Here is a 23,638-nt window from a genome sequence, read left to right as displayed (position 1 = left end):
CAGCGCCTGTTTAGACGGTAATATTACTTAATATAAGAAACAACTAACTTTAGATAGAGCCATCAAAGGCTAGAATTGTGTATTGGGCAAAAGTAGCGGTTGGTTATGTCTAAATTAGAACATGAATCTGCACGAAGGCGATCGCCAAATTAGCTGGCGGCAGGGGTTAATCTTTCTTGTTGATATCATGTCGAAAATCTACCTCAAGGTAGATCAAAAATCAGCCGGAGTGTGAACTTTATGACTATTGCTTTTGGACGGGAAATCTGCTGCAATCTCGACTCGGCGGAGTCTCGCGAGTGGTTGGTCACAAACGGGATCGGCGGTTACGCTAGCGGGACGATCGCCAATCTCCTCACCCGCCGCTATCACGGCCTGCTGGTAGCCGCCCTCAAACCCCCGCTGGGGCGCACTTTGATGCTCGCCAAGCTAGACGAGACGGCTGTGTATCGCGATCGCCCCTATCCGCTTTATACAAACCGCTGGGCCGACGCGACGATGGAACCCCACGGCTACAAATACGTCGAAAGCTTTCACCTAGAAGGCACTACACCTGTTTGGAGGTTTGCTCTCGCCGACGCTATCCTGGAAAAGCGGATTTGGATGCAGCAAGGTGCTAACACAACATATATTCAATACCGCCTGCACCGCGCCTCACAACCGATCGCCCTCGCTGTCAAAGCCCTAGTCAACTACCGCGACTACCACCACACGACGAGCGCCGGCGACTGGCAGATGAGCTTAGAAACCTTGGAAAGCGGGGTTTGCGTGACTCCATTTCCCAAGGCTGCACCCCTGTACCTGCTGACAGATGCCACACCAGAGGCCAAATTTCGAGTCTCTGCGCCCTTATACAATTGGCATTACGGATTGGATCTAGCAGCCGAAAAGCGCCGCGGATTGGATTGCTGCGAGGATCACTTGCACGCGGCGACTTTTCACATGACGATCGCACCGGGAAGTTCTCTCACATTGATAGCGAGCACCGAGAAAAATACCGAACTCAACGGCGGTACAGCTTTAGAAAGGCGTCGCACTTATGACCGACAACTGCTGCAAAACTGGTCAAAGGTGAGCGAATCTCCCGACTGGATCGATCGCTTAGTGCTCGCCGCCGACCAATTTATCGTCAGCCGCCCGCTACCGGAGGAACCCGAAGGCAAAACGATCATCGCCGGATATCCCTGGTTCAGCGACTGGGGGCGCGACACGACGATCGCCCTGCCAGGTCTCACAATCTGTACCGGGCGATGGGAAATTGCGCGATCGATTTTGCGGACATTTGCTCGGTATGTCGATCGGGGGATGCTGCCGAACCGCTTTCCGGATGCGGGCGGCGCACCGGAATACAACACCGCAGACGCCACTCTGTGGTACTTTGAGGCAATTCGCGCTTATATCGATGCCACGGGGGACGATCGACTTTTGAGCGAACTCTGGCCTACTTTACGTGAGATTGTTGATTGGCACGTAAGGGGAACTCGGTATAACATCCGCGTCGATCCCGATGACGGTTTAATCTACGCGGGCGAGAAGGGAGTGCAACTGACTTGGATGGACGCGAAAATCGGCGATTGGGTGGTGACGCCCCGGATTGGTAAGCCGATCGAACTCAGCGCGCTTTGGTACAATGCTGTACAAGCTATGGCAAGTTTTGCTCGAAAACTGGGCAAGCCTCACAATGAATACCAGCAATTGGGCGATCGAACAGCAGCCGGATTTCCTCGCTTCTGGAACGCCTCAACCGGTTACTGTTACGACGTTCTCGACGGCCCAGACGGACACGATAGTTCCCTGCGGCCCAACCAAATATTCGCCGTATCCTTGCCCCTAGACTCGATTCCTCCTCACTGGGCCAACTCCTTGTCAGCGGGGATGCACAAGCAAACCCGGTATACACCGTTACTGACGCCCATCCAGCAGCGGGGCGTGGTGGACGCCTGCGCTGAAGGGCTTCTGACTTCTGTCGGCCTCCGCAGCCTCTCGCCGCAGCACCCCCAGTATCGCGGCGCATACGGAGGCGACCAATTGCAGCGCGACGGCGCCTACCACCAGGGCACAGTTTGGGGCTGGCTGATTGGCCCGTTTGTCTTGGCGCACTTGCACGTATACAAAAACCCAGCACAAGCGATCGAATTCCTCGAACCCATGGCACATCATATAAGAGCCTGCGGGGTTGGCAGTCTGAGCGAAATTTTTGAGGGCGACGCCCCCCACTCGCCGCGGGGCTGCACGGCTCAAGCTTGGACTGTGGCTGAGGTGCTGCGGGCTTGGTTGGCAATTAATACTGTGGGTGTTTAAATGGGGAATGTTATGTTGGGTTGAATAGGAGGTTTATGACATTATTATTAGCGGGCGATATTGGCGGAACTAAGACAATTTTGCGCTTGGTGGAAAGGAATGTTAACGGTGAAATGAACGCTCTTTACGAGTTTCGCTATCCGAGCGGAGAGTTCCCTGATTTAGTACCGATGGTGCGGCAGTTTTTGACGGAAGCTGCTACTAAGTTGAATTTGACACCACAACCTGAAAAAGCTTGTTTTGCGATCGCAGGCCCGGTGGTTAACAATACTGCAAAACTGACTAATTTGCCTTGGATGCTAGAAGCGAAGCGTCTGGAACAAGAATTAGGAATATCCCGCGTCAGTTTAATTAATGATTTTGTTGCGGTTGGCTACGGCGTTTGGGGTTTGGACGATCGAGATTTGCACACTTTGCAAGTAGGAAAACCCCGCGAATACGATCCAATTGCTGTGATTGGTGCGGGTACTGGTTTGGGAAATTGTTTTGCAATTCCCGAGGCAAATGGCATCAGAGTTTTTTCTTCGGAAGGGGGACACGGTGACTTTGCACCTCGCTCGGAGTTGGAGTTTGAATTGCTGAAATATTTGTTAGCAAAACACGACATTCAAAGAATATCGATCGAGCGTGTAGTTTCGGGACAAGGGATTGTTTCAATTTACCAGTTTTTGCGGGACAGAAAGTTCGCTCCTGAATCGCCGGAGGTAGGGGAAGTTATCAGAAAATGGGAGTCAGAAATCGGTAAAAGCGAGAAGACTGTCGATCCGGGGGCGACAATTGCACAGGCGGCACTCAAAAAGTGCGATCGGCTTTCGGAACAAACAATGCAAATGTTTGTAGAAGCTTACGGTGCGGTGGCGGGAAATATGGCTGTATCACTTTTACCTTACGGCGGTTTGTACGTAGCTGGCGGCATCGCTGCTAAAATTTTGCCGCTGATTCAAGAAGGGGGTTTTATGCGAGCTTTTACGCACAAAGGCCGGATGGATTCCCTGTTAGAAATGATGCCTGTTCGATTGGTTTTGAATCCCAATGTAGGGTTAATTGGAGCCGCAGTTTGTGCGGCCGGTCTTTAGGATAATTTTAAATAGTTTGGGCGGGCTAGAAGCCCACCCCACAAGAATTTTTGTGGCACAGGCATCTTGCCTGTGCAAATATTTGGGGCGGGCAAGATGCCCACCCCACAAGAATCTTTGTGGCACAGGCATCTTGCCTGTGCAAATATTTGGGGCGAGCTAGAAGCCCACCCCACAAGAATCTTTGTGGCACAGGCATCTTGCCTGTGAAACCTTTGTGGCACAGGCATCTTGCCTGTGAAATCCTTGTGGCACAGGCATCTTGCCTGTGAAATCCTTGTGGCACAGGCATCTTGCCTGTGACTGAAGCTTGGGCGGGCAAGATGCCCACCCCACAAGAAATTCAGCAGAAGCTAAACTTCATACATTTGCCAGAAAAAAGGATATTCCTCTGGAGTCACTGAAAGACCAGCTTTGACAGGATTTTGCCTAATATATTCCCAAAAAACCTGAAATTCTCGTTCATCTCTGACAATATGGTCATGTCGCTCATCCTGCCAAACAGTACCAATATGCTTCATCACCTTGGGAATTTGTTTAGAACTGTAGCTTTTAATACTGTGCAGAATGCTGCTGAGCGACCAGAATTTATAATCCGACTTTGCTAAAGGCTGCATTAGCATATGCACACGATCTGGCATTACAACTAAGCAAAAGATTTGATACCTTTGCCTATCAAAAAACTTGCAAGCATTGACGACAACTTGCCTCGCAGCCGGAGTTAATTCCAGCTTTTCCCAAGTATTAAAAGTGATGAAATAGACCGCTCCTTCTAACTCCCAATGAGGTAAATTTCTGTAAGTAACTTTTAATTGAGCATCTCTGACTTTAATTTGCAGACTAGAAGCCTGTCCCACAAAAAGCTGATATTGACCTGTGGGGCGGGCATCTTCCCCGCCCAGATCCTGATTGCTGGCCTCACTCAAATTTCCGCGAATCATTATGACTAAGCACAACCGCAACTTAATCTAAAATAGCCTTCATCAGGCAAGATGCCAATACCCTTACAGCTCATTTTCCTAAAGTCTTTAAATTTTTGTGGGGTGGGCATCTTGCCCGCCCCAAATATGCAGGTTAAATTGCCACAGTTTATCTCATATTCAAAATCTTCTGGGCAGCAGCTTCAGACACCGGCATCACCGATAACCGATTGCCTTTCCTCACCAGCAAAATCTCATCAGCACTAAACTTTTGTTTCAGTTCATCCAAAGATATTAACTTAGCAAACTCCTCAACAAACTCTACTTTCACAGTTTGCCAGCGAGGAGCATCAAACTGCGATTTAGCATCATAATATTCGCTATTAACATCGAACTGAGTTGGGTCAGCAATTCCAGTTTCAACGACGCGCACCAACCCGACAATTCCCGGAATTTTAGTATTAGAATGGTAAAAAAATACTAAATCTCCCCGAATCATTTCTCGCAGGAAATTGCGCGCTTGATAGTTGCGAACGCCATCCCAAGTACAAGTGCGATCGCCCTTCAAATCCGCAATACTGTAAACATCTGGTTCCGACTTCATTAGCCAATAATTCATACAATCTATTCGCTTGGGTTAGCCAAATATTCTTGAATATTATCTAAACACTGCTGCATAGCTTTTTGCATAAAAACCTGAACTAGCAACCACCCAAGCGGATAGAATACCGGAGAAGTCAGCATAAAATAAAACTCCCAATCAATCCGAGTTCCCTTTGCTGTAGGAGTGAAATTCCAATCTCCGCCACCAGACTCAATGAGTAGAGAAATCGGAAACTTAAACCCTCTAACCAGTCGGTAGGTTTGTCTTTCTGGCTTTTTGAAAGTAATGATTTCTTCATCAATAACCGAAGTGTCGGAATTTTCTATCCGCCGCACGCCGCCTTCACGCATCTCTCCACCATCTGCCATCTCAGCTTTAATAATTGCTGGAATTGGGCCATATCCGCGAAAGACTTTGGGCAGATTTGACAGGGACGTAACAAAATCAAAGACTACTTCAGGCGATGCAGCGATTTCTACTAATGCGTTGGTTTTAACTAACACTTATCTCTCCTACGATCTGATTTTATAATAAACTATGAGTGAAAAAGGCGTAATTTTAATTATAAAATATCCTTCCGCTTCTGCAACCACAGAGTCAACATCAAATAAACGAAAATATGCACGCACAAAATACCCCAATTTAAACTCAAATTTTCCCAGGTTGGATCGTAAACAGGAGTAGGCTCAAACGGCTGAGGAAGCGTACTCCCGTCCGGTAATGTAGTAGGCGCGGGAACCATCCCATTCACATTAACTAAAGAGCCGTAAGCACCCACAGACCAGCGGCTTAACATCAGCCAAGAAAACTTGCTCGCCGCACCTTCCATCTTAAACAAAACTCCCGAAAAAATAATCTGAGGCAGCAATAATAGAGGCAAAGCGCTGTTAGCTTGAGAGCCATTTTTAACAATCGCGGAAACGAATAATCCGAGACTTATGCAGCTCATCAAAGTTAGGAATGTGGTAATACTTGCTCCCACAGGCCAGGAAATAAAACTCGGTTCGGGGGATTTAAACGCACTCAGAATAACTCCTACCATTAACAGCGTTTGCAATACTGCCAAACCAGAAAGTATGAAAAACTTTGAACCCAAATAAGCAAACAATCCTAAATTAACCAAACGTTCGCGCAGATAAATAGCAGATTCTTTGACAATTTCTTGCAGAGAAGTTGCCAGTCCTACCCAAATCGCCGCACAGGTAAATACAAACAAAACTCGCAACGCCAAAGGTGCTAAAGTTGCCTCTGGTGCTCCAATTAACGGGTCTTTATCTCTGACGGCTAGCCGCAGCAAACTAATGCCTATCGGCGCTGTCAAAAGAGCCAAACTCAAGTTAACTAAGTCGCGGGAAATAAGCTGAAAATAGCGCTGGGCGAGCAAAACCAGTTGTTTTACAAAAGATTGAGATTTGGGGACAGAAGGTGAGGAAGGCGTTTTTGCATTAGCGTTGCCTGTGCTGAAGTGGTTGACAATATAGCGCTGATAGTAGAGAGATTTATTAAACTTTTCTGCCCAGCTTTGAACGTTGGTTTCTCCTGTTTCTAATTCGTTGTAAATGTCTGCAAAATCGCCAGTTTTGACATCGAAAAAATCGAGGGCTTCCCTAGGCGGGCCGAAGTAACAAAGGCGTCCGCCGCGACCCATAAAAACGATCCGATCGCACATCGTGATATTTGCCGTCGCGTGAGTCACCAGAATCACCGTCCGGCCTTGATTTGCCAACTTTCGCAGCAGTTGCATCATCTTCTTATCCAAACCCGGATCGAGTCCTGAAGTAGGTTCGTCTAAAAAGAAAAGTTTCGGGTCTGCTAACAGTTCGACTCCAATACTGACCCGCTTCCGCTGTCCGCCGCTAAGCTGTTTTACTAAAGCCTTGCGGCGGTGAGTCATTTCAATATCTTCTAAAGTTTTTGCGACTACCTGCTTGACATCTGTATCGGGAGGTAAGCGCAGTTTAGCTGCATAACTCAAGACTTCTTCTACCGTTAAATCTGCGTGCACAATATCATCTTGAGGCACGTAACCGATTTGATTGCGGTAAATATTGAAGTTTTGGCGCAGGTTGTCGCCGTTGAGAAACACAGCGCCGTTAGTAGTTTTTTCGATGCCTAAAAGCGTCCGCATTAAAGTAGATTTACCCGCACCGCTACCGCCGACTAAAGCCACAAACTGCCCCGGTTCGATCGCCAAAGTAATGTTATCCAAACGCTTCGGAATCACCAGACTGTCAGCATCCAAACGAATTTGATGGCCGGAGTCTTGCATCTGCAACTCACCGCTGCGGTAAGTTAGAGTAAACGGGCCGATCCGAATTGCATCTCCCTCGGACAACTGTACAGAATTTGTCACTCGCTGACCGTTAACAAAAACGCCGTTAACGCTGTAGTCTCGCAAAATATAATTACCGCGACTGTCTTGGTCGATTGTAGCGTGGCGTCTAGAAACAAGCGGCGCATCTAATTGCAGCGAAGCGTTTGGATCGCGGCCCAACAAAACCGATCGATTCTTAAGAGGAATTGACTGCTTGCTAGGGACAGCAACCTGATTCGCCAGCGGATTAAAATAAGTCAGCAAAACTTGATTTTGAGGATCGAGACCGATTTTAATTTCTGTACCGTCTTTCAGACAATAACCGTCATTGGGAGTGATGCGAGTGCGATCGACAAATAAGCCATTAGTGCTGGGCCGCTGCCCGTCACCGTCGTAAATCCAGTAATTATCCCCAATTTGGCGCAAAACACTGTGAACGCCGGAAACTGCGCGCCAAGCTTCGGGAATGACTAAATCAGCACGAGTGCGATCGCGCCCCAATACGTGCTGCTGCTGTTTTAACTCTAACTGTAAAACCTCCCCTTGATTGCTTAATACTATATACGGGCGATCGCTTAAAGCAGTCAGTTGTCCGATATTGCCTGTCATACTTCAATCGCGGTTTTTGCACTCACTTTTGTCAGCATATCAAAAGTAGGACAACAATACTTATATTAAGCAAGTCTACTTAGCAACAACGGACAAACTGCGAAGCCGATTAATTGCCGCCGCCAATTCAAACCCTCGAAACATGGCAAAATCGCCTTCAGGAAAAGGCGATAAAATATCCATCCCCCGCGCGTCAATATCTGCCATCACCAAATCTATGATTTCTGACAAAGTGCGTTTTCCGTCCATGTATTGCTGCTTAGCATAAACCATTGCCGCAGCGATCGCCCTTAACTGTCCGGTGTCCACAATTTGCTCAACTGCACCCAAATCAATCTCCTCTGTTCCGAAAGCCAATTCATCAACATCTCGCGCCTTCACCCGCACATCTCGCCGTCCCCGACTCGGATCTAAACTAGCAGGAACCGGCACTCTTTGAGAGATATTACCAAAATTTTCTCCCCCTTCAGCAGCGCGGCTAATCGAGTAACTTTTAGCAATTTCTTTAGCTTTTTCTGTCACGTGATCTGCTTGAAAATTTTCCATTGCAATCACAGTATCCGCCACATCAAAATAATCGCCGCTTCCCCCCATGACTAAAATAGTCGATACGCCATAATCCGCATACAATTGTCTAACTTTATCAATAAACGGTGTAATCGGTTCCTTATCCTTAGCGATGAGTTCTTGCATTCGGCGATCGCGAATCATGAAATTCGTCGCCGCCGTATCCTCATCCACCAATAAAACAGGCATTCTCCCCACTTCCAAAGCCTCAATAATATTAGCAGCTTGCGACGTGCTGCCGCTCGCATTTTCAGTATAAAATTGTGCAGTATCTCTACCTTGCGGCAAGTGGTTAATAAAAGGCGAAATATCAACTCCCGCCACACTTCTGCCATCTTCCGCCCTAATTTTAACCGCCGCCGGATTAGTAACCACAAATTCCCGACCGTCTCCCGGAATTCGGTTGTAAACTCCCAACTCTATCGCCCTGAGTAAAGTTGATTTGCCGTGATAGCCGCCCCCAACAATCAAAGTAATGCCAGCGGGAATACCCATACCGGAAATCAAACCGCGATTCGGACAATTAAACTCAACTTTTAACGACGGCGGCGACTGAAAAGCCACAGCATTATTTAACAAAGGACTGTTGTCAACACCGCTGCGGCGGGGCAAAATAGAACCGTCAGCCACAAACGCAACTAATCCTTTTTCAGCTAACTGTTCCCGCAGCCAGTCAGCATCTTCTACAGTTTCAACGTGACGGCGACATTCCGCAGCATTTAAGTTAGCATACTTCAGAGATTTGCTGACAATTTCCGGGATATCTTCGCACAGCATTTCAGCAGCTTGTCGCCCTAAGATACTGCGCCCTCCCGCTGGAAGTCCGACGATAAATCGCAGTTCTACCCCCCCTAATTCCCCCCCTTGGTAAGGGAGGGATATAGAGATTTTCTCCCCCCCTTGGTAAGGGGTGTTTGGGGGGGTAATAAACGCAGAAGTTCGCTCTAAAACTTCTTGTCCGAAGCGAGTCACTGCAATCAAACCACTTTTTCCTGTGCCGCGCTTGCTGCTGATGCTGTGTGCTGCTTTGTCAAACTGGCGAGTTAGGTAATCTCGCAAGGCTATTTCTCGACTGCGAGAGTTGAAAAGTTCGCGGGGAATTTGAGCAATGTTTGGCGGAACTCTGACTCTAAATTTACTGGGAGAAGCAAACGGATCTCCCTGCACGTAATCAATAATTAATCTGAAATCTGAAAAGTCGTAACTACCTTGAATGTCTTTGTAGGCTTTGTACCCTCGATTGTCGAGTTGCAGTAAATGCCGTTGCAGGCTTTCTTTATTATTCATTTATTATTAGTTATTTGTTATTAGTTATTTAGCTGGTTTTAGCTGGTTCCCAGGTTCTGCCTGGGAACCGATTTCACTCTTGCTATGCCTCGCTTTATTTGTGATTTATCTGGTTTTAGCTGGTTCCCAGGTTCTGCCTGGGAACCGATTTCACTCTTGCTATGCCTCGCTTGCTTGGCGTGGGAAAATTGGAGGCAGAGTCTCCGGATATGCGTTACCAGGCAGAGCCTGGTAACGAGTAGAATTACCGATTACCCATTACCTAATTTCCAATAATTTAGCCGTGGCATTAACAACAATTTGAGCAGAACCGGCGAAAAAAGGTCGATCGATAGTTGCTAATGTATCGCTAGATTGGTGATAGTGGGGCGATCGCAAATTTGCAGTATCCGTTACCAACACAGCACCAATTCCTTTATACCAAAAAGGGGCGTGGTCGCTCCGCAAAACATCGGGAGTCAGCAACCCTTTCAGGGGAACCGGCAGCGCCACCACCGCAGGTAAATCAGCTTTTGCCGACTCCGCAAAACTTTTCAACAGCAGCGGATGTTCCGCATCGCCAATCACAGCGATAAACTCGCCTTTATCCGGAGATTTTACCCCCGATGCTTCTAGAAAAGGTTGCGCTGTCAATCCTTCGGGATATTGCTGGCATCCGGGCGTGCGGCAGGCATAACCTACCATATCCAGGACGATCGCTCCCTGCAAATTTTTTAACCGCGCGTCGCTACCAGTGAATGCTAAACTGCCTAAAAGTCCGATTTCTTCCCTGTCGAAAAAAGCTACTTGCAGTGTCCGAGGTGTGGGGCGAGAACCCAGCAATCTTGCTACTTCTAAAACTACAGCAACTCCCGTCGCATTGTCGTCAGCCCCGGGCGAGTTTGGTACAGTATCGTAGTGGGCTGCCACTAAAATTGCACCGGCGTTTGAGTCAGTGCCTTTTCTCTCAGCGAACACGTTGATTCCTCGATCGAACTGCTGCAACTCTGCGGAAAATCCTAATGTTTGCAGTTGTTTGGAAATGTAGTCTCTAGTAAAAGAGCGAGATCGTTCTCCCTCGCGTTCTCCTGCTAAAGTCTCGACGTGTTTCCACAACCGGGACGGGTCAATTTCGGGCTGATAAACTGCATTTTTTTCAGCAGGAAGCGGTAAGGGAGAAGGGTTTTGGGAAGTGTGGATATTGCGGTCGAGCGAAACTGCGGGTACACCCGACAACCGCTGCCACGAGTCAGAATGCCAACCCACAGCCACCACCGCAACCAAAATAAATAGCGCTATCCAAATCAATTGTTTCATCAGTAAGTCTATTTGAGATTTTAGACAGGGCTTACGCACTCCTCACTCTCATCAACGGTTTTTTTTAGCAGGAGAGAGGGTTGCAGCGAAGTCTTTTCGTACAACCCGGTTTATCTGTCTAGGACTGTTAGATTTTAGATTTTATCTTGATACCCGAGTTCAAAATCAAACTGTTTCCAAAAATGAAACTCAAAACTCTTAATATTAGCTGCGGTAGAGGCAGCTTTGTGTGTATTTTTTACCTAAGAAACCAGGTACAAATATTTGAATATCGCCGTCAAATGGGTTTTGCTTATTCGAGTATTCGACGGCGATATTCACCTTAGTAATTTACCTTTAACATTCACAACTCAAAACTACTTTTTTTCCCACTCAATCTCCTTGTTCTCCAAGATCAAGCCACTGCTGCTGGTAAAAGCATAAGGAATAGTTTTTGCAGAAAATTCAACGATTTGAGTTGGTTGTTGATACCACTCGGAATAACTCGGATTGAGTTGGTCGTACAGTGCTTTTAAAGCTTGGATTTCTGCCTCTAGCTGCGCTGCTGCTTGATTGATTCTGCGAGCTTGTGCTTGCAAGCGTTTTTCCCCGGTTTGAACGTGGTTTTCTACTTCGTGCCAGTGCTGTACGGCCAGCAATTTTTCTAGTTCACCTTGTTGGTAATTGAGTACAGCCTGTTTTTGTTGCAGTTGCTTTTCAATAATTTTAGTTTCTCGGTCAATCTCCTGGATTTGCTGCAACCACTGCTCCCCAAAAGCAGCAGTTTGCTGGTGGAACTCGGCAATGGCTTCAGGAGTATTATTCTTCGGAAAACTGACTGCCACTCGGCACTCTGAGCGCTGTAAGCCAAGTTTTTCCCGCGCCTCTTGCAGGGTGGCAACTTCTGATTCCAGCGCGCGGACTTCTTTTTGGAGTTCTGGGATGGTCTGACTCATGGGTTCAATTAGTGGACCTCTGCATCGATTTTAAGCTAATTGTTTATTTTTATAACAAATCCCGGTCGCCTTCTTGCGGGAATTATCTAATTTTAGCGCGCTGCCACCCGGTGTCTAGGCATAATGGCGCATAATTTGTGGCACAATGGCTGATGCCGCAGTTTAAATTAAGATTAAAATTATAATTAGTGGCGAACATAAAATCTGAATGGGTGGGCATTTAATTTACAAAATCAACATAAATTAAGGTGCGATAGTTTTTTTATCATTCCTGAAAGTATGCTTAGTTCTTTGACATTTTTTACCCAATCAAGAATCTATTTAAACTTACGCAGCGGAGCAAATGAAAATCATCTATAGATTAATGTTGGGATATTTAGCTGCTGCTATCTTTAGTGGGGAAGGCTGCATCAATGCAAAAAAAATGGCGGCAACTGTAGGGGAGGGAGACGGCAATCGGGCTGTAGAGACAATTTTGGTAGCGCCTCAGAAACTTAGCTATTTGCGATCGGCATCTCGCCCTCCTGCGCCTGCAAGCGCCAACTTATTTTTGGATAAATTATCCCACATAGAATCAGTAAATTTACCGAGCGAAAATTTTATACAATCTGATGAAACTACCGGAAAAAAGCGTACTTTCAGGTTAAAAATAATCTGTTCTTATCTGGTTTTTATTTTTGTAGTAATCTCCTTATCGATCGGAACGAATACAGTAAATATTTTATCCCAGGCGATCGCGTTAATCAAAGCGAAGTTTGAAACAGGGAATGACAAGCTACCAGAAGCCGAAACAGTGTTGCATCCAAAAGAAGAGGATATTTGGAATACTATTGCCAACATGACCCAAGATTTGCAGCAAACTGCCGAATATGCCCTCGATATTTGCGAGGAAATGAACGTCTCGATAATTGCCACCACCCCGGGCGGTCATATCCTGTCGTTAAACCAAGCTACCTGTCAACTTTTAGGATACTCTCAAAAAGAGTTGTTAGGCAAACCAGTAGCGGAACTTTTTAAGACAACTGAATCACCTGAGTCCGGGTTAGAATTAGCAAATTTAACAGCCGAAAGTTCTGTCCGCAACGTCGAAAAAGTCTACCTTTCCAAACAGGGAAAAAAAATAATTGTAAAGCTTTCTATTTCAACTATTCGCGACAGCAAAGGCGAAGTCCGTGGCAAGTTGTACGTATCACAAGATATTACGTACAGAAAGCGGGCTGAAAGAAATTTTCGGCGCAGTGAAAAAAAGTTTCGGCAACTGATAGAAACTGTTAATGCTGCTGCATTAATATATCACCGCAGACAGTTGCGCTATGTCAATTCTCACACAGAAGCTGTGACTGGATATACTCGCGAAGAATTGCTGGGGTTGGATTTATATGATTTAATTCATCCTGATTTTCGAGAAACAGTTAAAAAATGGGGTAAATCCAGCCAGCCGCGCTCAAGTGCAGGCTCAAGATATGAAGTGAGAATTCTCACGAAAACCGGAGAAACACGCTGGATAGAAGCAACTGTACATCTTATAAAATTTGAGAGAAAACGGTCAATATTAGTCACAGCGTTTGATATCAGCGATCGCAAATTAGCCGAGTTAGAATTAGAAACATCTCTTTCGTTGCTTCAAGCAACCATTGAATCTACTGCTGACGGCATTCTCGCGGTTGACGGCGGAGGAAAAGTTCTCAGCTTTAACCGCAAGTTTGCCGAAATGTTCGAGTTGCCGGATTTCCTGCTAGATTCGAGAGATAACAACCAATTTTTGGGGTTCGGAATCAACCAGTTAAAATACCCGGAAATATTTCTCAGCATTGGTAAAGAATTGTCCGATTTTCCCGCAGCAGAAAGTGTCGATATCATCGAGTTTAAAAATGGCAGAATTTTGGAGCGTTACTCGATACCCCAGCGCACGGGAGGCAAAATTACTGGTCGAGTATTCAGCTTTCGAGATGTAACAGAACGCCTGCAATCCGAAGAAAAACTCCGCAAAAGCGAAGAACGCTTTCACCTGCTGACGCGGGCGACAAATGATGCGGTATGGGATTTTGAATTATTAAAAAATGAGTATTGGTTGAGTAAAGAGTTTGAAAAACTTTTTGGATACAAACTCAATGAAACTCAGACGATAGAATTAGAATCATGGTGGCTAAATATTCATCCAGAAGAACGGGAAAGAGTGAAGTCAAGCTTCAACGAAACAATGAATTCAGACGCTCAATGTTGGTCGGAGGAATACAGCTTTCGCCATGCAGACGGGGGATATGTTTTTGTACTAGATCGCGGACACATCATCCGCAATGCAAGCGGCAAAGCAGTGCGGGCGATCGGCACAATGATGGACATTACTCAGCGCAAGCAAGCTGAAGAAATTATTCGCTATCAAGCTGTTTACGACCAACTGACAGGTTTACCGAACCGGATTCTTTTTAACGAGCGGCTGGTGGTGTCATTAAAACAAGCTAAAAAAACAAAAAAAATGCTAGCGGTGATGTTTTTAGACTTGGACAGATTCAAAAAGATTAACGATACACTAGGTCACGCTGCGGGCGATCGCCTGTTAGAAGGTTTTGCCGGACGCATCACCGATACTTTGCGATCGACTGATACGGTAGCCCGCTGGGGAGGCGACGAATTTACCGTACTGCTTCCCGAGATCAATTGCTTAGAAGATGCAGTTAAAACAGCTCAAAGAATACTCGACAATTTAAAGCCAGCATTTCAACTAGAAGGACAGCCGTTTCATGTTAGCAGCAGCATCGGCATTGCCGTTTATCCAAACGACGGCGAAGATGCCGATGCTTTAGTCAAAAATGCCGATGCCGCCTTGTACCGTGCTAAAGAAATGGGAAGAAATAACTATCAGTTATATACTTCAAAAATTAATCCCCAAAGCAGCCAGTTGCTGACAGTAGAAAACAGGCTGTACGAGGATATAGAACAAGGAAAATTTGAGTTTTTCTACCAGCCAAAAGTCAACGTAACTATTTGGAAAATGCCGGGTATGGAAGCCCTGCTGCGCTCGCATTCTCCAGAATTAGGTTTAGTTGCTCCCGCTACATTTATTCCCATCCCTGAAGAGAACGGACTAATTGTACCTATTAGCCAAGGGGTACTAGAAACTGCAAGCACTCAGAATCAAGCTTGGCAGGATGCTTGGCAACCAGATTTGGGGATAGCCGCCAACTTTCCGGCCAGGCAGTTCCAGCAATTTAATTTATACCAAACCGGGGTTAGCTGTCCCCTCTATCAGGGGAGAAAAAAACTCCCAGCGAGCTCGTTATTTTTCCCCCAGTACGATTGTCAGCTTCCCCCGATCGTCGCGCGCATACAAAGTGCAGCACAATAGCATCATTGTGCTGCACTTTCGCCAAAATTGTCTAAAATACTCGATCGTGGAGATCGGCTTAAATAAACAACAATTAACTTCTTAACCTCTAATCGCTAAACGCATATCAACTTTTATAACAGAAGGAATCTATGACATACTGCAAAAGTGGGCAAATGAGCAAAGCCGTTCAATCACCGGCTTGTCAGCATTCATTTTGGAACAAGCTGGCAGAGAACTCCAAAAACAAATACCACAATAGTCCCCGCCATCTGATGATAAACCAAATAAAATTTGAGCCAGGTTAGCAATGAAATTTATCGGCATAGACTTAGGTTGGAGCTCAGGAGCAAGCGGCTTGTGCTGCTTAAATTGGGAAAACAATCAATTACAATTAATAGAGTGCGATCGCCAACAATCCCCTAACGACATTCTCACCTGGCTCGACACCCAAGTCTCCCCAACCGAACCAGCCATCATCGCCGTAGACGCGCCCACAATCATCCCCAATCCTACGGGAATGCGCCTCGCGGACAAACTCACGCACAAACACTTCGCGCGCTACCACGCAGGCTGCTATCCCGCCAACCTTTCCCGCCCCTTCGCCCAAAAAACCGTAGAATTCGGCCTCAGTTTAGAAGCCAGAGGATTTCTCCACGCACCGATAATAGAATCTCAAAAACTAGGCAGATATCAAATAGAAGTCTATCCCCATCCAGCCACAATAAACTTATTTAAATTAGACAAAATCATCAAATACAAAAAAGGAAAACTGGCAGAACGTCAACTAGAATTGATGAAACTCTGCCAGTATATTGTAGATATTTTACCGAGCCTTGAACCCTCTCTAAATCTGTCTTGTGGCACAGGCATCTTGCCTGTAAGCTGCGGCACAGGCATCTTGCCTGTGAGCGGTTCAAAACTCCCCGAAATCCCCACCAGTATTGCCACACTCAAAGCCTTAGAAGACCAGCTAGATGCCTTGCTGTGCGCTTATATAGGTGCTCACTGGTGGTACTGGGGAATAGAGAGGAATTTGGTATTGGGCGATCGCACAAACGGCTACATAGTCATTCCCCAACCTCGATAAGGAGAAAGGCAGGATCGCAGCTTTGGGCAAACAGGGCATTGGGCATTGGGCATGACAACAAACGGTCAACAGCCAACTGACTAATGCGCCCAGAGAATCACGCCAGCTTCATAAGGACTGCTGAGATTGTCGTGCTTCGGCAAAACCCGCAACGACAAACCTTGCAAGCCGCTAGAAGTATAAGTAATATCAGCCGTATAAAGGCTAGCATTCTGAGAATCTTCTCCCAAATATTCCATTACCACCGGCACGCCACCGACAATATCTCCGTTAGCATCAACCGAACCTTGATAAAGTTCAACTTGCACGTCCGCAGGCGTTAATCCCATCAGATTGATGCGAGATTTAACAGCGATCGACTGATGAACCTTAACTTCTTTATCCTGAGAAATATCAACAGCCTCAATCTTTATATCCTTCCACTTCGCCAGAACGTGCTTCTTCCAATGAGACAACTCCTTGGCGGGAGCGCAATTATCCGAAGTCATGGTGTGGAAGCGATCGCTCACCGGGAAATATGCCCGCCGCGCATAATCCTTCACCATGCGAGCAGTATTGAAGAAAGGACAGTTCAAGCGAATCGAATCCTTCATTTTCTCCGTCCAACCGCGGGGAATGCCATCAGCATCCCGGTTGTAAAACAGCGGTACAACTTCCTTTTCCATCAAGTCGTACAAAGCATTCGCCTCGACCTCATCCTGATACTTAGTATCTTCGTAAAACTCCCCATGTCCGATCGGCCAACCGGTACGAACATAATCAGCCTCATCCCACCAGCCGTCGAGGATGCTGAGATTCGGCAAACCGTTCATCGAAGCCTTCATCCCCGAAGTACCCGAAGCCTCCCGGGGCCGGCGCGGCGTATTCAGCCACACATCGCAGCCCGACACCATCATCCGAGCCACGTTAATGTCGTAGTTCGGCAAAAACACCATTGAGCTCATCGTTTCGTGTTCGCGGATGAAGTGAACGATATCCCGAATCAATTCCTTACCCGGAATATCCATCGGGTGAGCCTTCCCAGCAATTACAAACTGCACGGGGCGGTTTTTGTCCCGCATGATCCGCATAATTCGATCGACATCGCGCAAAAACAGCGTCGCCCGCTTGTAAGTAGCAAAGCGGCGGGCAAACCCGATCGTCAGCACCTTCGGATTGAGAGCCTCCCGCGCGTGTTCGATTTCCGTTTGGGCCGCACCGCGCTCGCGCAAAGTCTTTTGCAGCCACTCCCGTGCGAACACCACCAACTCCGATCGACAGCGTTCGTGATTGCGCCACAGTTCCTCATCAGGAATCGACGAAAGCCTGTCCCAGAGACGATCGTCCTTGCGAGTCATTTCCCACTCCGGGCCGAGGTATCGATCGTACAACTCCTGAGTAGACTTCGCCACACAACTGCGAGCGTGCACCCCGTTGGTAATCGAAGTAATCGGCACCTCATCCACGGGCAAACCCGGCCACAAACCCTGAAACATCGGGCGCGACACCACACCGTGCAAAGCCGCCACCCCGTTGACAAAACTCGACATTTTAATTGCCAAAATTGCCATATTCAGAGGTGCGGACAAATCGCCAGTATTCTCCCGGCCCAATCCCAAAAACTCATCTTGCGACAAGCCAAACTTCTTGGGATACTCACTCAGATAGTGCATCACCATATCCGGCTCGAACAAGTCAAACCCAGCAGGTACCGGCGTGTGAGTCGTAAACATACTGCTCGAAACCACCACCTGTTCCGCTTCCTCGAAACTCAGGTGATATTCCTCCATCAGCATCCGAATGCGTTCCAAAGCCATGAAAGCCGCGTGACCTTCATTCATGTGGTAAGCAGTGACTGTCAGCCCCAATGCCTTGAGCATTTTCACGCCGCCGATGCCCAGCATGATTTCTTGGTGCATCCGCAGAGTTTTATCACCGCCATACAGTTGGTCAGTAATATCTTGGTCGTAACGACTGTTAGGTTCAATATTTGTATCCATCAGGTACAAAGGAACCGTTCCCACTTGCACCCGCCAAATCCGGGCATACACCTTGCGGCCGGGATAGTCCACCTCAATCCGCAATTCCGAACCGTCGGGATTGCGTTCTGGGTGCAGCGGCATATTGTAGAAATCATTGAGCGGATAGCGTTCTTGCTGCCAGCCGTCGGCGTTAAGATACTGCGAAAAATAACCTTCTTGATAGAGCAGGCCGACACCGACTAAGGGCAAGCCCAAATCACTAGCTGATTTGAGGTGGTCGCCTGCGAGCACGCCCAAACCGCCCGAATAGATCGGTAGGGCTTTAACTAAGCCGAATTCCATCGAAAAGTAAGCGTAGCATTCTTGCTGCTCGGTGCCGCGCTGTTTGCGATACCAGGCGCGATTTTTGAGATAATCGTCTAACTGCTGGGCTGCTCGGTTCATCTGGGCAATGAAGCCTTCGTCTTCTGCCATTTCTTGCAGCCGCTCTTGAGATATGGTTCCGAGCATCAGCACCGGGTTTTGGTTGCTGGAGTCCCACAGGTCTCGATCGAGGCGGCGGAAAAGGTCTTTGGTATCGACGTTCCAATCCCAGTGCAAGTTATAGGCAAGTTTGCGTAGAGGTTCGAGAATTGCTGGTAGCGAGGGCGAAACGTTAAATGTGCGAATTGGCTGCATAGACAAAGCCTTTATGTTGGGGTAGCGATATTTTCCTCTGTCTTTAGCCGCAAGTCGGTTATTCTGCACACTATTTTAAGTTTTAACAAGCGGGGGCGAGCGCTCCTCAAGTCGATCGACTATCCGTAAAAGACACGGCAGTAACGTGTCCCCAGCACAGGTAAGCTTTTAACTGCGGTCGCCCTCTGCAAATGCCGATCGCCCCTAAAACGGCTTTTCGCACTTCCCGATGAGATTTCTCAATGCCTGTGACCTGCGGGAACGAATATAACCCAGTCCTGGAGGCATCCGGGCCGGTGAAACCCGGTTTTTTATCGAATCTTTCGTAAAAAAACCCGGTTTCTCAACAATCGCGGGTAAGTCCTATAACCGTGGCTATCAACAAGCTTTGAATTATTTTGGCATCACGCAACTGCTGTCGGGTACCCGCAGCTATGCTGATGAGGATTTTGAGGTCGATCGCGCGCGCATGACTGGGCCAGAGATCGAAAGCTTGGCGGTGTGTCTGATTCTGGGTCTCGGGGCGAATCTCAAAGGAAGTGCGATCGCCTGCTACCTCAACATTCTGAGAAAAGCCAATTCTCCGATTGTTGGCAACGATCGCCATTCTGGGGCGATGTCCGAATTTTACCGAATGCTGAGCATTATGCGATCGCGCGTTTTGTCAACCGCCAGGATGCGGACGATCGGCGGAGGGCTTTGTGTCGGCTTATTCCGGGGGGTGTGTTTGAAGTTGTGATGTGCGATCGTACCTAATCAATATACCTCTCCAATAATTATTGTGGAACAGGCCGGAAAGCCTGTTCAAGACTGGCTTTTCTGGAGATGTCTAATAAACACAATGGTATTCCCATCAGCGCTTTTCGACTGATAGATATTGTTAAAGGTCAAGCTGAGGTGAAATTGAGGCCGCCTATCGTGAGTCGGGGGCAATTGCGGGGGGTTGTGGGAGTCGCAAAAGACAGGCAATTTGTCGTGGATGAAATGCAATTTGATGTGCAGAAAAAGACCATGACAATTGCAGCAACTCCGTATTGAGTTTGTCGGGGGCCAGAAACCGGGTTTTTTACAAAAATATTTCGTTAGAGCATCGCAGATTCGATAAAAACCCGATTTCTTTGGTCGGAGTGCGTCCAGTTGTAGGTTGGGTTGAGGAATGAAACCCAACTTGTTAGCCTCAGAGAGTTGGGCGGAGTGAAACGGAGGGTTCGCTCTCGCTCAACCCAACCTACGAATAATTAGTCCAGTTGCTGAATAATATGAATTGACATAACAGCGGCTTGGTTATTTAATTGTAATTATTTTGATAATATCAAAACAGTCAAAAATAGCAAGTAAAAGTAGAATTCGCCTCAGTCAAAATTCAGATGCCTATTCTATTAATCGTCAGTGGTGAATCATGAAAAGAATGAAACGAATTATTAGCAGTGTTTTGGTTTTGGGTGTGTTTTTGACTCCTCTGACTGTGCCGGTGATGGTTCAACCGAGTTGGGCGCAAAGTCAAAATTCACAGCTTGAAAAATTAAAGCAACTCATAGAGCAAGCAAGGCAACAGCAACCGCGACAGGCAATAGAAACATGGCAGCAGGTTTTAGCCATTGCACGACAATTTAAAGAGAGACAACATGAAGCTCTAGCACTCAATAATATTGGTGCAATCTACGACAGTATAGGACAAGTGCAAGAAGCATTGAAATACTACAAACAAGCTTTATCAATTTGGTGGGAAGTAGGCGACCTCAACTCGGAAGCTATTACTTTGAATAATATTGGTGAAGTTTACAAAAGCATTGGACAACCGCAAGAAGCATTGAAATACTTGAAGCAAGCTTTCGCAATTTTGTGGGCAGTAAACTATCGGGCGATTGAAGCTCGTACTTTGACTAATATTGGTACAGTGTACGAAACGATCTCGCAACCGCAATCAGCGTTGAAATATTTTAACCAAGCTTTACCAATCTGGCGGCAAATAGGCGATCGCAACGGCGAAGCTGTTACTTTGAGTAATATTGGTGGAACATACCACAGTATTGGACAACCGCAATCAGCATTGAAATACTATAACCAAGCTTTACCAATTAGGCGGAAAATGGGCGATCGCGCGGGGGAAGCTACTATTTTGAATAATATGGGTTTAGTGTACCACAGTATTGGACAGCCACAAGAAGCACTAAAATACTATAACCAAATTTTACCAATTAGGCAGTTAGTGGGCGATCGCAAGGGGGAAGCTACTACTTTGACTAATATTGGTGGAGTATACAGCACCATTGGACAACCGCAATCAGCATTAAAATACTATAACCGATCTTTACCTATTTGGCAGAAGCTGGGCGATCGCAATGGGGAAGCTCGTACTTTGAATAATATAGGTGGAGTGTACCTCAGCATTGGACAACCAGAAGAAGCATTAAAATACTATAACCAAGCTTTACCAATTCTGCAGGAAGTGGGCGATCGGATGATAGAAGCTCGTACTTTGAATAATATAGGTGGAGTGTACGCCAACATTGGACAACCGCAATCAGCATTGAAATACTATAACCAAGCTTTACCAATTCTGCAGGAAGTGGGCGATCGGATGATAGAAGCTACTACATTGAATAATATAGGTGGAGTGTACCTCAGCATTGGACAACCGCAATCAGCATTGAAATACTATAACCAAGCTTTACCAATTAAACGGGAAGTGGACGATCGTGCGGGGGAAGCTACTACTTTGAATAATATTGGTGCAGTATACGCCAACATTGGACAACCACAAGAAGCATTAAAATACTATAACCAAGCCGTACCACTTCTGCTGCAAGTTGGCGATCGCAATGGGGAAGCTACTACATTGAATAATATAGGTAGAGTGTACTTCAGAATTGGACAACCGCAATCAGCATTGAAATACTATAACCAAGCTTTACCAATTAAACGGGAAGTGGACGATCGTGCGGGGGAAGCTACTACTTTGAATAATATTGGTGGAGTGTACCACAGTATTGGACAACCAGAAGAAGCATTAAAATACTATAACCAAGCTTTACTAATTAAACGGGAAGTGGGCGATCGGATGATGGAAGCTACTATTTTGAGTAATATTGGTGCCGTTTATCAAGATACGATGCAACCAACTCAAGCGATCGAAAATTTTCAGCAATCTGTCCAAATTACCTTAAAAATACGAAAGGGTTTACAGCAAGAAAATCGCCAAAAGTTTTTAGAAGGTGAAAGAGGAAACGCCATTGCACTTGTTGACATCCTCATCGACCAAAACCAAGCCGATCGCGCTTTTCAATGGGTCAACATCGCCACCACCGCCGATCTCGCCGACTACACCCGCCTCATCAACGCCCAAGTATCCAACCTCCAAGCACAAAAAGCCATTGACGAATGGAATCAAAAAAATCAACAACTCCAAACGCTTCGCCGCCAACTCGAAGACAATTTCTCCGAAAATCTCTCCCGACAAATGCGAGAATTAGAAACAGAAGTCAACCGCCAAGCCGAAGCAATCTCCCGCCAATTCCCAGAAGTCGCCGAACTATTTGAAACCACACCCAAAGACATCGCCCAACTGAAAGCAAATATCGCGCCAGATACCGCTGTCATTCAACCCGTCTTGCTGACAAATATCTCAGGTGTCCCCAATACCGTCGCCCTATTTGTCTTGACAAAAGACAGTTTAAGTGTTAAAAAAGTTCCGATCGACCCCGCAGAATTCGACAATCTCCTCACTCAATACCGCAAAGAAGTGCAAGATATTGGCGAAACAAACTTCACCGTAACAGGCAGCAAACTCTACGAAATCCTGATCCGTCCGATCGAAGACCAAATTAAAGCTATTTCCCCCAAACAATTGAGCATCATCGCCACGGGAAAACTGCGCTACATCCCCTTTGAAACCCTGTATGACAAACAAACAAATGAATTCCTCATCCAGAAATATCCCGTCAACTATCTCACCCGCATTTCCACAAGGGCAATTCCCGATTCAACTTCAAAAGGTGGAGTCTTAGCATTAGGAAATCCAGTCCCCCGCCCGCCCCAAAATCTACCCGGTTCCGAAGAAGAAGTGAGAAATATCGCTCAATTATTGTCAGGAAGTTCCGCTTATACTGGCAATGACGCCACCCTCGATCGATTCAAAACTCAAGCACCCCGCTTTCCCTTTTTGCACCTCGCAACTCACGGCTGTTTCCAATCGGGAGGCTGTCAAAATTTGGGCATGGAGGAAAACACGCTGCTGTTTGCTGACAGTCAATTCAATATTCGCGATGCCGCCTTATTAGGATTGCAAAACACCAGACTCATCACTTTAAGTGCTTGTGAAACTGCCATACAAGCGAATTCCAACGGTGAAGAAATATCGGGCATGGCTTATATATTCGAGCGGGCGGGCGCGCAAGCTGTGATGGCGAGTTTGTGGAGTGTAGATGATGCCGCTACTAAAGATTTGATGGTTGACTTTTATCAAAATATCAATACAGGGATGAGTAAAAATGAAGCATTGCGGCAAGCTAAGTTGAGTCAAATCCAGCGGCATCCGTTTTATTGGTCGCCGTTTATTTTAATTGGCGATGCGCGGTAGTTACTAACAGGCGGAACAGTTAACCCGATCGCATTTCCAGATGTATCTGTATCCGTAAATGCGATCGTCAGCAATTAGGAGTAGCAAGTGTTCGCA

General features: G+C 46.6%; 16 protein-coding genes. 8 read left to right on the top strand and 8 right to left on the bottom strand.

The genetic code is table 11. The features are described from left to right. Positions 1-240: 240 nt before the first annotated feature. Both QUA80_RS00670 and QUA80_RS00665 read left to right on the top strand, forming a co-directional pair. A complete protein-coding gene (locus QUA80_RS00670) occupies positions 241-2,301 on the top strand; it encodes an amylo-alpha-1,6-glucosidase (RefSeq protein ID WP_333420423.1) in 2,061 nt (686 codons plus the stop codon). Between the two features lie 35 nt (positions 2,302-2,336). Further along, complete coding sequence (locus tag QUA80_RS00665; RefSeq protein WP_333420421.1) at positions 2,337-3,377, top strand: glucokinase; 1,041 nt, start codon at positions 2,337-2,339, stop codon at positions 3,375-3,377. A 353-nt stretch (positions 3,378-3,730) separates the two neighbouring features. Here QUA80_RS00665 and QUA80_RS00660 read toward each other — a convergent pair whose 3' ends face one another. From QUA80_RS00660 to QUA80_RS00630, 7 genes are all read right to left on the bottom strand, one after another. After that, a complete protein-coding gene (locus QUA80_RS00660) occupies positions 3,731-4,318 on the bottom strand; it encodes an REP-associated tyrosine transposase (RefSeq protein ID WP_333420419.1) in 588 nt (195 codons plus the stop codon). A 148-nt stretch (positions 4,319-4,466) separates the two neighbouring features. Continuing rightward, a complete protein-coding gene (locus QUA80_RS00655) occupies positions 4,467-4,916 on the bottom strand; it encodes an EVE domain-containing protein (protein WP_333420417.1) in 450 nt (149 codons plus the stop codon). Between the two features lie 5 nt (positions 4,917-4,921). After that, positions 4,922-5,404, bottom strand: a complete 483-nt coding sequence (locus tag QUA80_RS00650) for an SRPBCC family protein (protein ID WP_333420416.1) — start codon at positions 5,402-5,404, stop codon at positions 4,922-4,924. Positions 5,405-5,463: 59 nt separating this feature from the next. Next, positions 5,464-7,824: an ATP-binding cassette domain-containing protein gene (locus QUA80_RS00645; RefSeq protein ID WP_333420414.1), complete on the bottom strand. Its 2,361-nt coding sequence runs from the start codon at positions 7,822-7,824 to the stop codon at positions 5,464-5,466. Positions 7,825-7,899: 75 nt separating this feature from the next. Then, positions 7,900-9,678 carry an ABC-ATPase domain-containing protein gene (locus tag QUA80_RS00640; protein ID WP_333420412.1) on the bottom strand — a complete coding sequence of 593 codons (1,779 nt, stop codon included), beginning with the start codon at positions 9,676-9,678 and terminating at the stop codon, positions 7,900-7,902. Between the two features lie 258 nt (positions 9,679-9,936). Continuing rightward, positions 9,937-10,974, bottom strand: coding sequence for a M20/M25/M40 family metallo-hydrolase (locus QUA80_RS00635; protein ID WP_333420410.1), 1,038 nt, complete (start codon positions 10,972-10,974; stop codon positions 9,937-9,939). Between the two features lie 356 nt (positions 10,975-11,330). Next, the gene (locus QUA80_RS00630) at positions 11,331-11,909 is read right to left on the bottom strand and encodes a hypothetical protein (protein ID WP_333420408.1); all 579 of its coding nucleotides are present in this window, start codon (positions 11,907-11,909) and stop codon (positions 11,331-11,333) included. A 343-nt stretch (positions 11,910-12,252) separates the two neighbouring features. Here QUA80_RS00630 and QUA80_RS00625 point away from each other — a divergent pair, with 343 nt between their 5' ends. From QUA80_RS00625 to QUA80_RS00620, 3 genes are all read left to right on the top strand, one after another. Next, positions 12,253-15,255 (top strand): PAS domain S-box protein, encoded by a 3,003-nt coding sequence (locus tag QUA80_RS00625; RefSeq protein WP_333420406.1) that lies wholly within the window; start codon positions 12,253-12,255, stop codon positions 15,253-15,255. Between the two features lie 91 nt (positions 15,256-15,346). Further along, complete coding sequence (locus QUA80_RS33670) at positions 15,347-15,496, top strand: ribbon-helix-helix domain-containing protein (RefSeq protein WP_445302193.1); 150 nt, start codon at positions 15,347-15,349, stop codon at positions 15,494-15,496. 48 nt (positions 15,497-15,544) lie between these two features. Then, positions 15,545-16,324: a DUF429 domain-containing protein gene (locus QUA80_RS00620; protein ID WP_333420404.1), complete on the top strand. Its 780-nt coding sequence runs from the start codon at positions 15,545-15,547 to the stop codon at positions 16,322-16,324. 80 nt (positions 16,325-16,404) lie between these two features. On the opposite strand, the gene glgP is transcribed toward QUA80_RS00620, so the two are convergent. Next, positions 16,405-18,963 (bottom strand): alpha-glucan family phosphorylase, encoded by a 2,559-nt coding sequence (gene glgP, locus QUA80_RS00615; protein ID WP_333420402.1) that lies wholly within the window; start codon positions 18,961-18,963, stop codon positions 16,405-16,407. A gap of 388 nt (positions 18,964-19,351) precedes the next feature. Here glgP and QUA80_RS00610 point away from each other — a divergent pair, with 388 nt between their 5' ends. From QUA80_RS00610 to QUA80_RS00600, 3 genes are all read left to right on the top strand, one after another. Beyond that, the gene (locus tag QUA80_RS00610; protein ID WP_333420400.1) at positions 19,352-19,702 is read left to right on the top strand and encodes a hypothetical protein; all 351 of its coding nucleotides are present in this window, start codon (positions 19,352-19,354) and stop codon (positions 19,700-19,702) included. 86 nt (positions 19,703-19,788) lie between these two features. Continuing rightward, on the top strand, positions 19,789-20,001 hold the full coding sequence (locus tag QUA80_RS00605) for a hypothetical protein (RefSeq protein ID WP_333420398.1): 213 nt from the start codon (positions 19,789-19,791) through the stop codon (positions 19,999-20,001). Between the two features lie 361 nt (positions 20,002-20,362). Beyond that, a complete protein-coding gene (locus QUA80_RS00600; protein WP_333420396.1) occupies positions 20,363-23,542 on the top strand; it encodes a tetratricopeptide repeat protein in 3,180 nt (1,059 codons plus the stop codon). Positions 23,543-23,638 lie beyond the last annotated feature (96 nt).

The organism is Microcoleus sp. F4-D5, assembly GCF_036704885.1.
Taxonomy (GTDB): domain Bacteria; phylum Cyanobacteriota; class Cyanobacteriia; order Cyanobacteriales; family Microcoleaceae; genus Microcoleus.
Note: the sequence above shows the minus strand (reverse complement) of the source record. Positions and strands in the feature narration are given on the sequence as shown.

Bases quoted from the DNA above. Each gene is read 5' to 3' on its own strand.
- QUA80_RS00670 (WP_333420423.1), top strand. From the start codon at position 241: ATGACTATTGCTTTTGGACGGGAAATCTGCTGCAATCTCGACTCGGCG.
- QUA80_RS00665 (WP_333420421.1), top strand. From the start codon at position 2,337: ATGACATTATTATTAGCGGGCGATATTGGCGGAACTAAGACAATTTTG.
- QUA80_RS00660 (WP_333420419.1), bottom strand. From the start codon at position 4,318: ATGATTCGCGGAAATTTGAGTGAGGCCAGCAATCAGGATCTGGGCGGG.
- QUA80_RS00655 (WP_333420417.1), bottom strand. From the start codon at position 4,916: ATGAATTATTGGCTAATGAAGTCGGAACCAGATGTTTACAGTATTGCG.
- QUA80_RS00645 (WP_333420414.1), bottom strand. From the start codon at position 7,824: ATGACAGGCAATATCGGACAACTGACTGCTTTAAGCGATCGCCCGTAT.
- QUA80_RS00640 (WP_333420412.1), bottom strand. From the start codon at position 9,678: ATGAATAATAAAGAAAGCCTGCAACGGCATTTACTGCAACTCGACAAT.
- QUA80_RS00635 (WP_333420410.1), bottom strand. From the start codon at position 10,974: ATGAAACAATTGATTTGGATAGCGCTATTTATTTTGGTTGCGGTGGTG.
- QUA80_RS00630 (WP_333420408.1), bottom strand. From the start codon at position 11,909: ATGAGTCAGACCATCCCAGAACTCCAAAAAGAAGTCCGCGCGCTGGAA.
- QUA80_RS00625 (WP_333420406.1), top strand. From the start codon at position 12,253: ATGAAAATCATCTATAGATTAATGTTGGGATATTTAGCTGCTGCTATC.
- QUA80_RS00620 (WP_333420404.1), top strand. From the start codon at position 15,545: ATGAAATTTATCGGCATAGACTTAGGTTGGAGCTCAGGAGCAAGCGGC.
- glgP (WP_333420402.1), bottom strand. From the start codon at position 18,963: ATGCAGCCAATTCGCACATTTAACGTTTCGCCCTCGCTACCAGCAATT.
- QUA80_RS00605 (WP_333420398.1), top strand. From the start codon at position 19,789: ATGTCTAATAAACACAATGGTATTCCCATCAGCGCTTTTCGACTGATA.
- QUA80_RS00600 (WP_333420396.1), top strand. From the start codon at position 20,363: ATGAAAAGAATGAAACGAATTATTAGCAGTGTTTTGGTTTTGGGTGTG.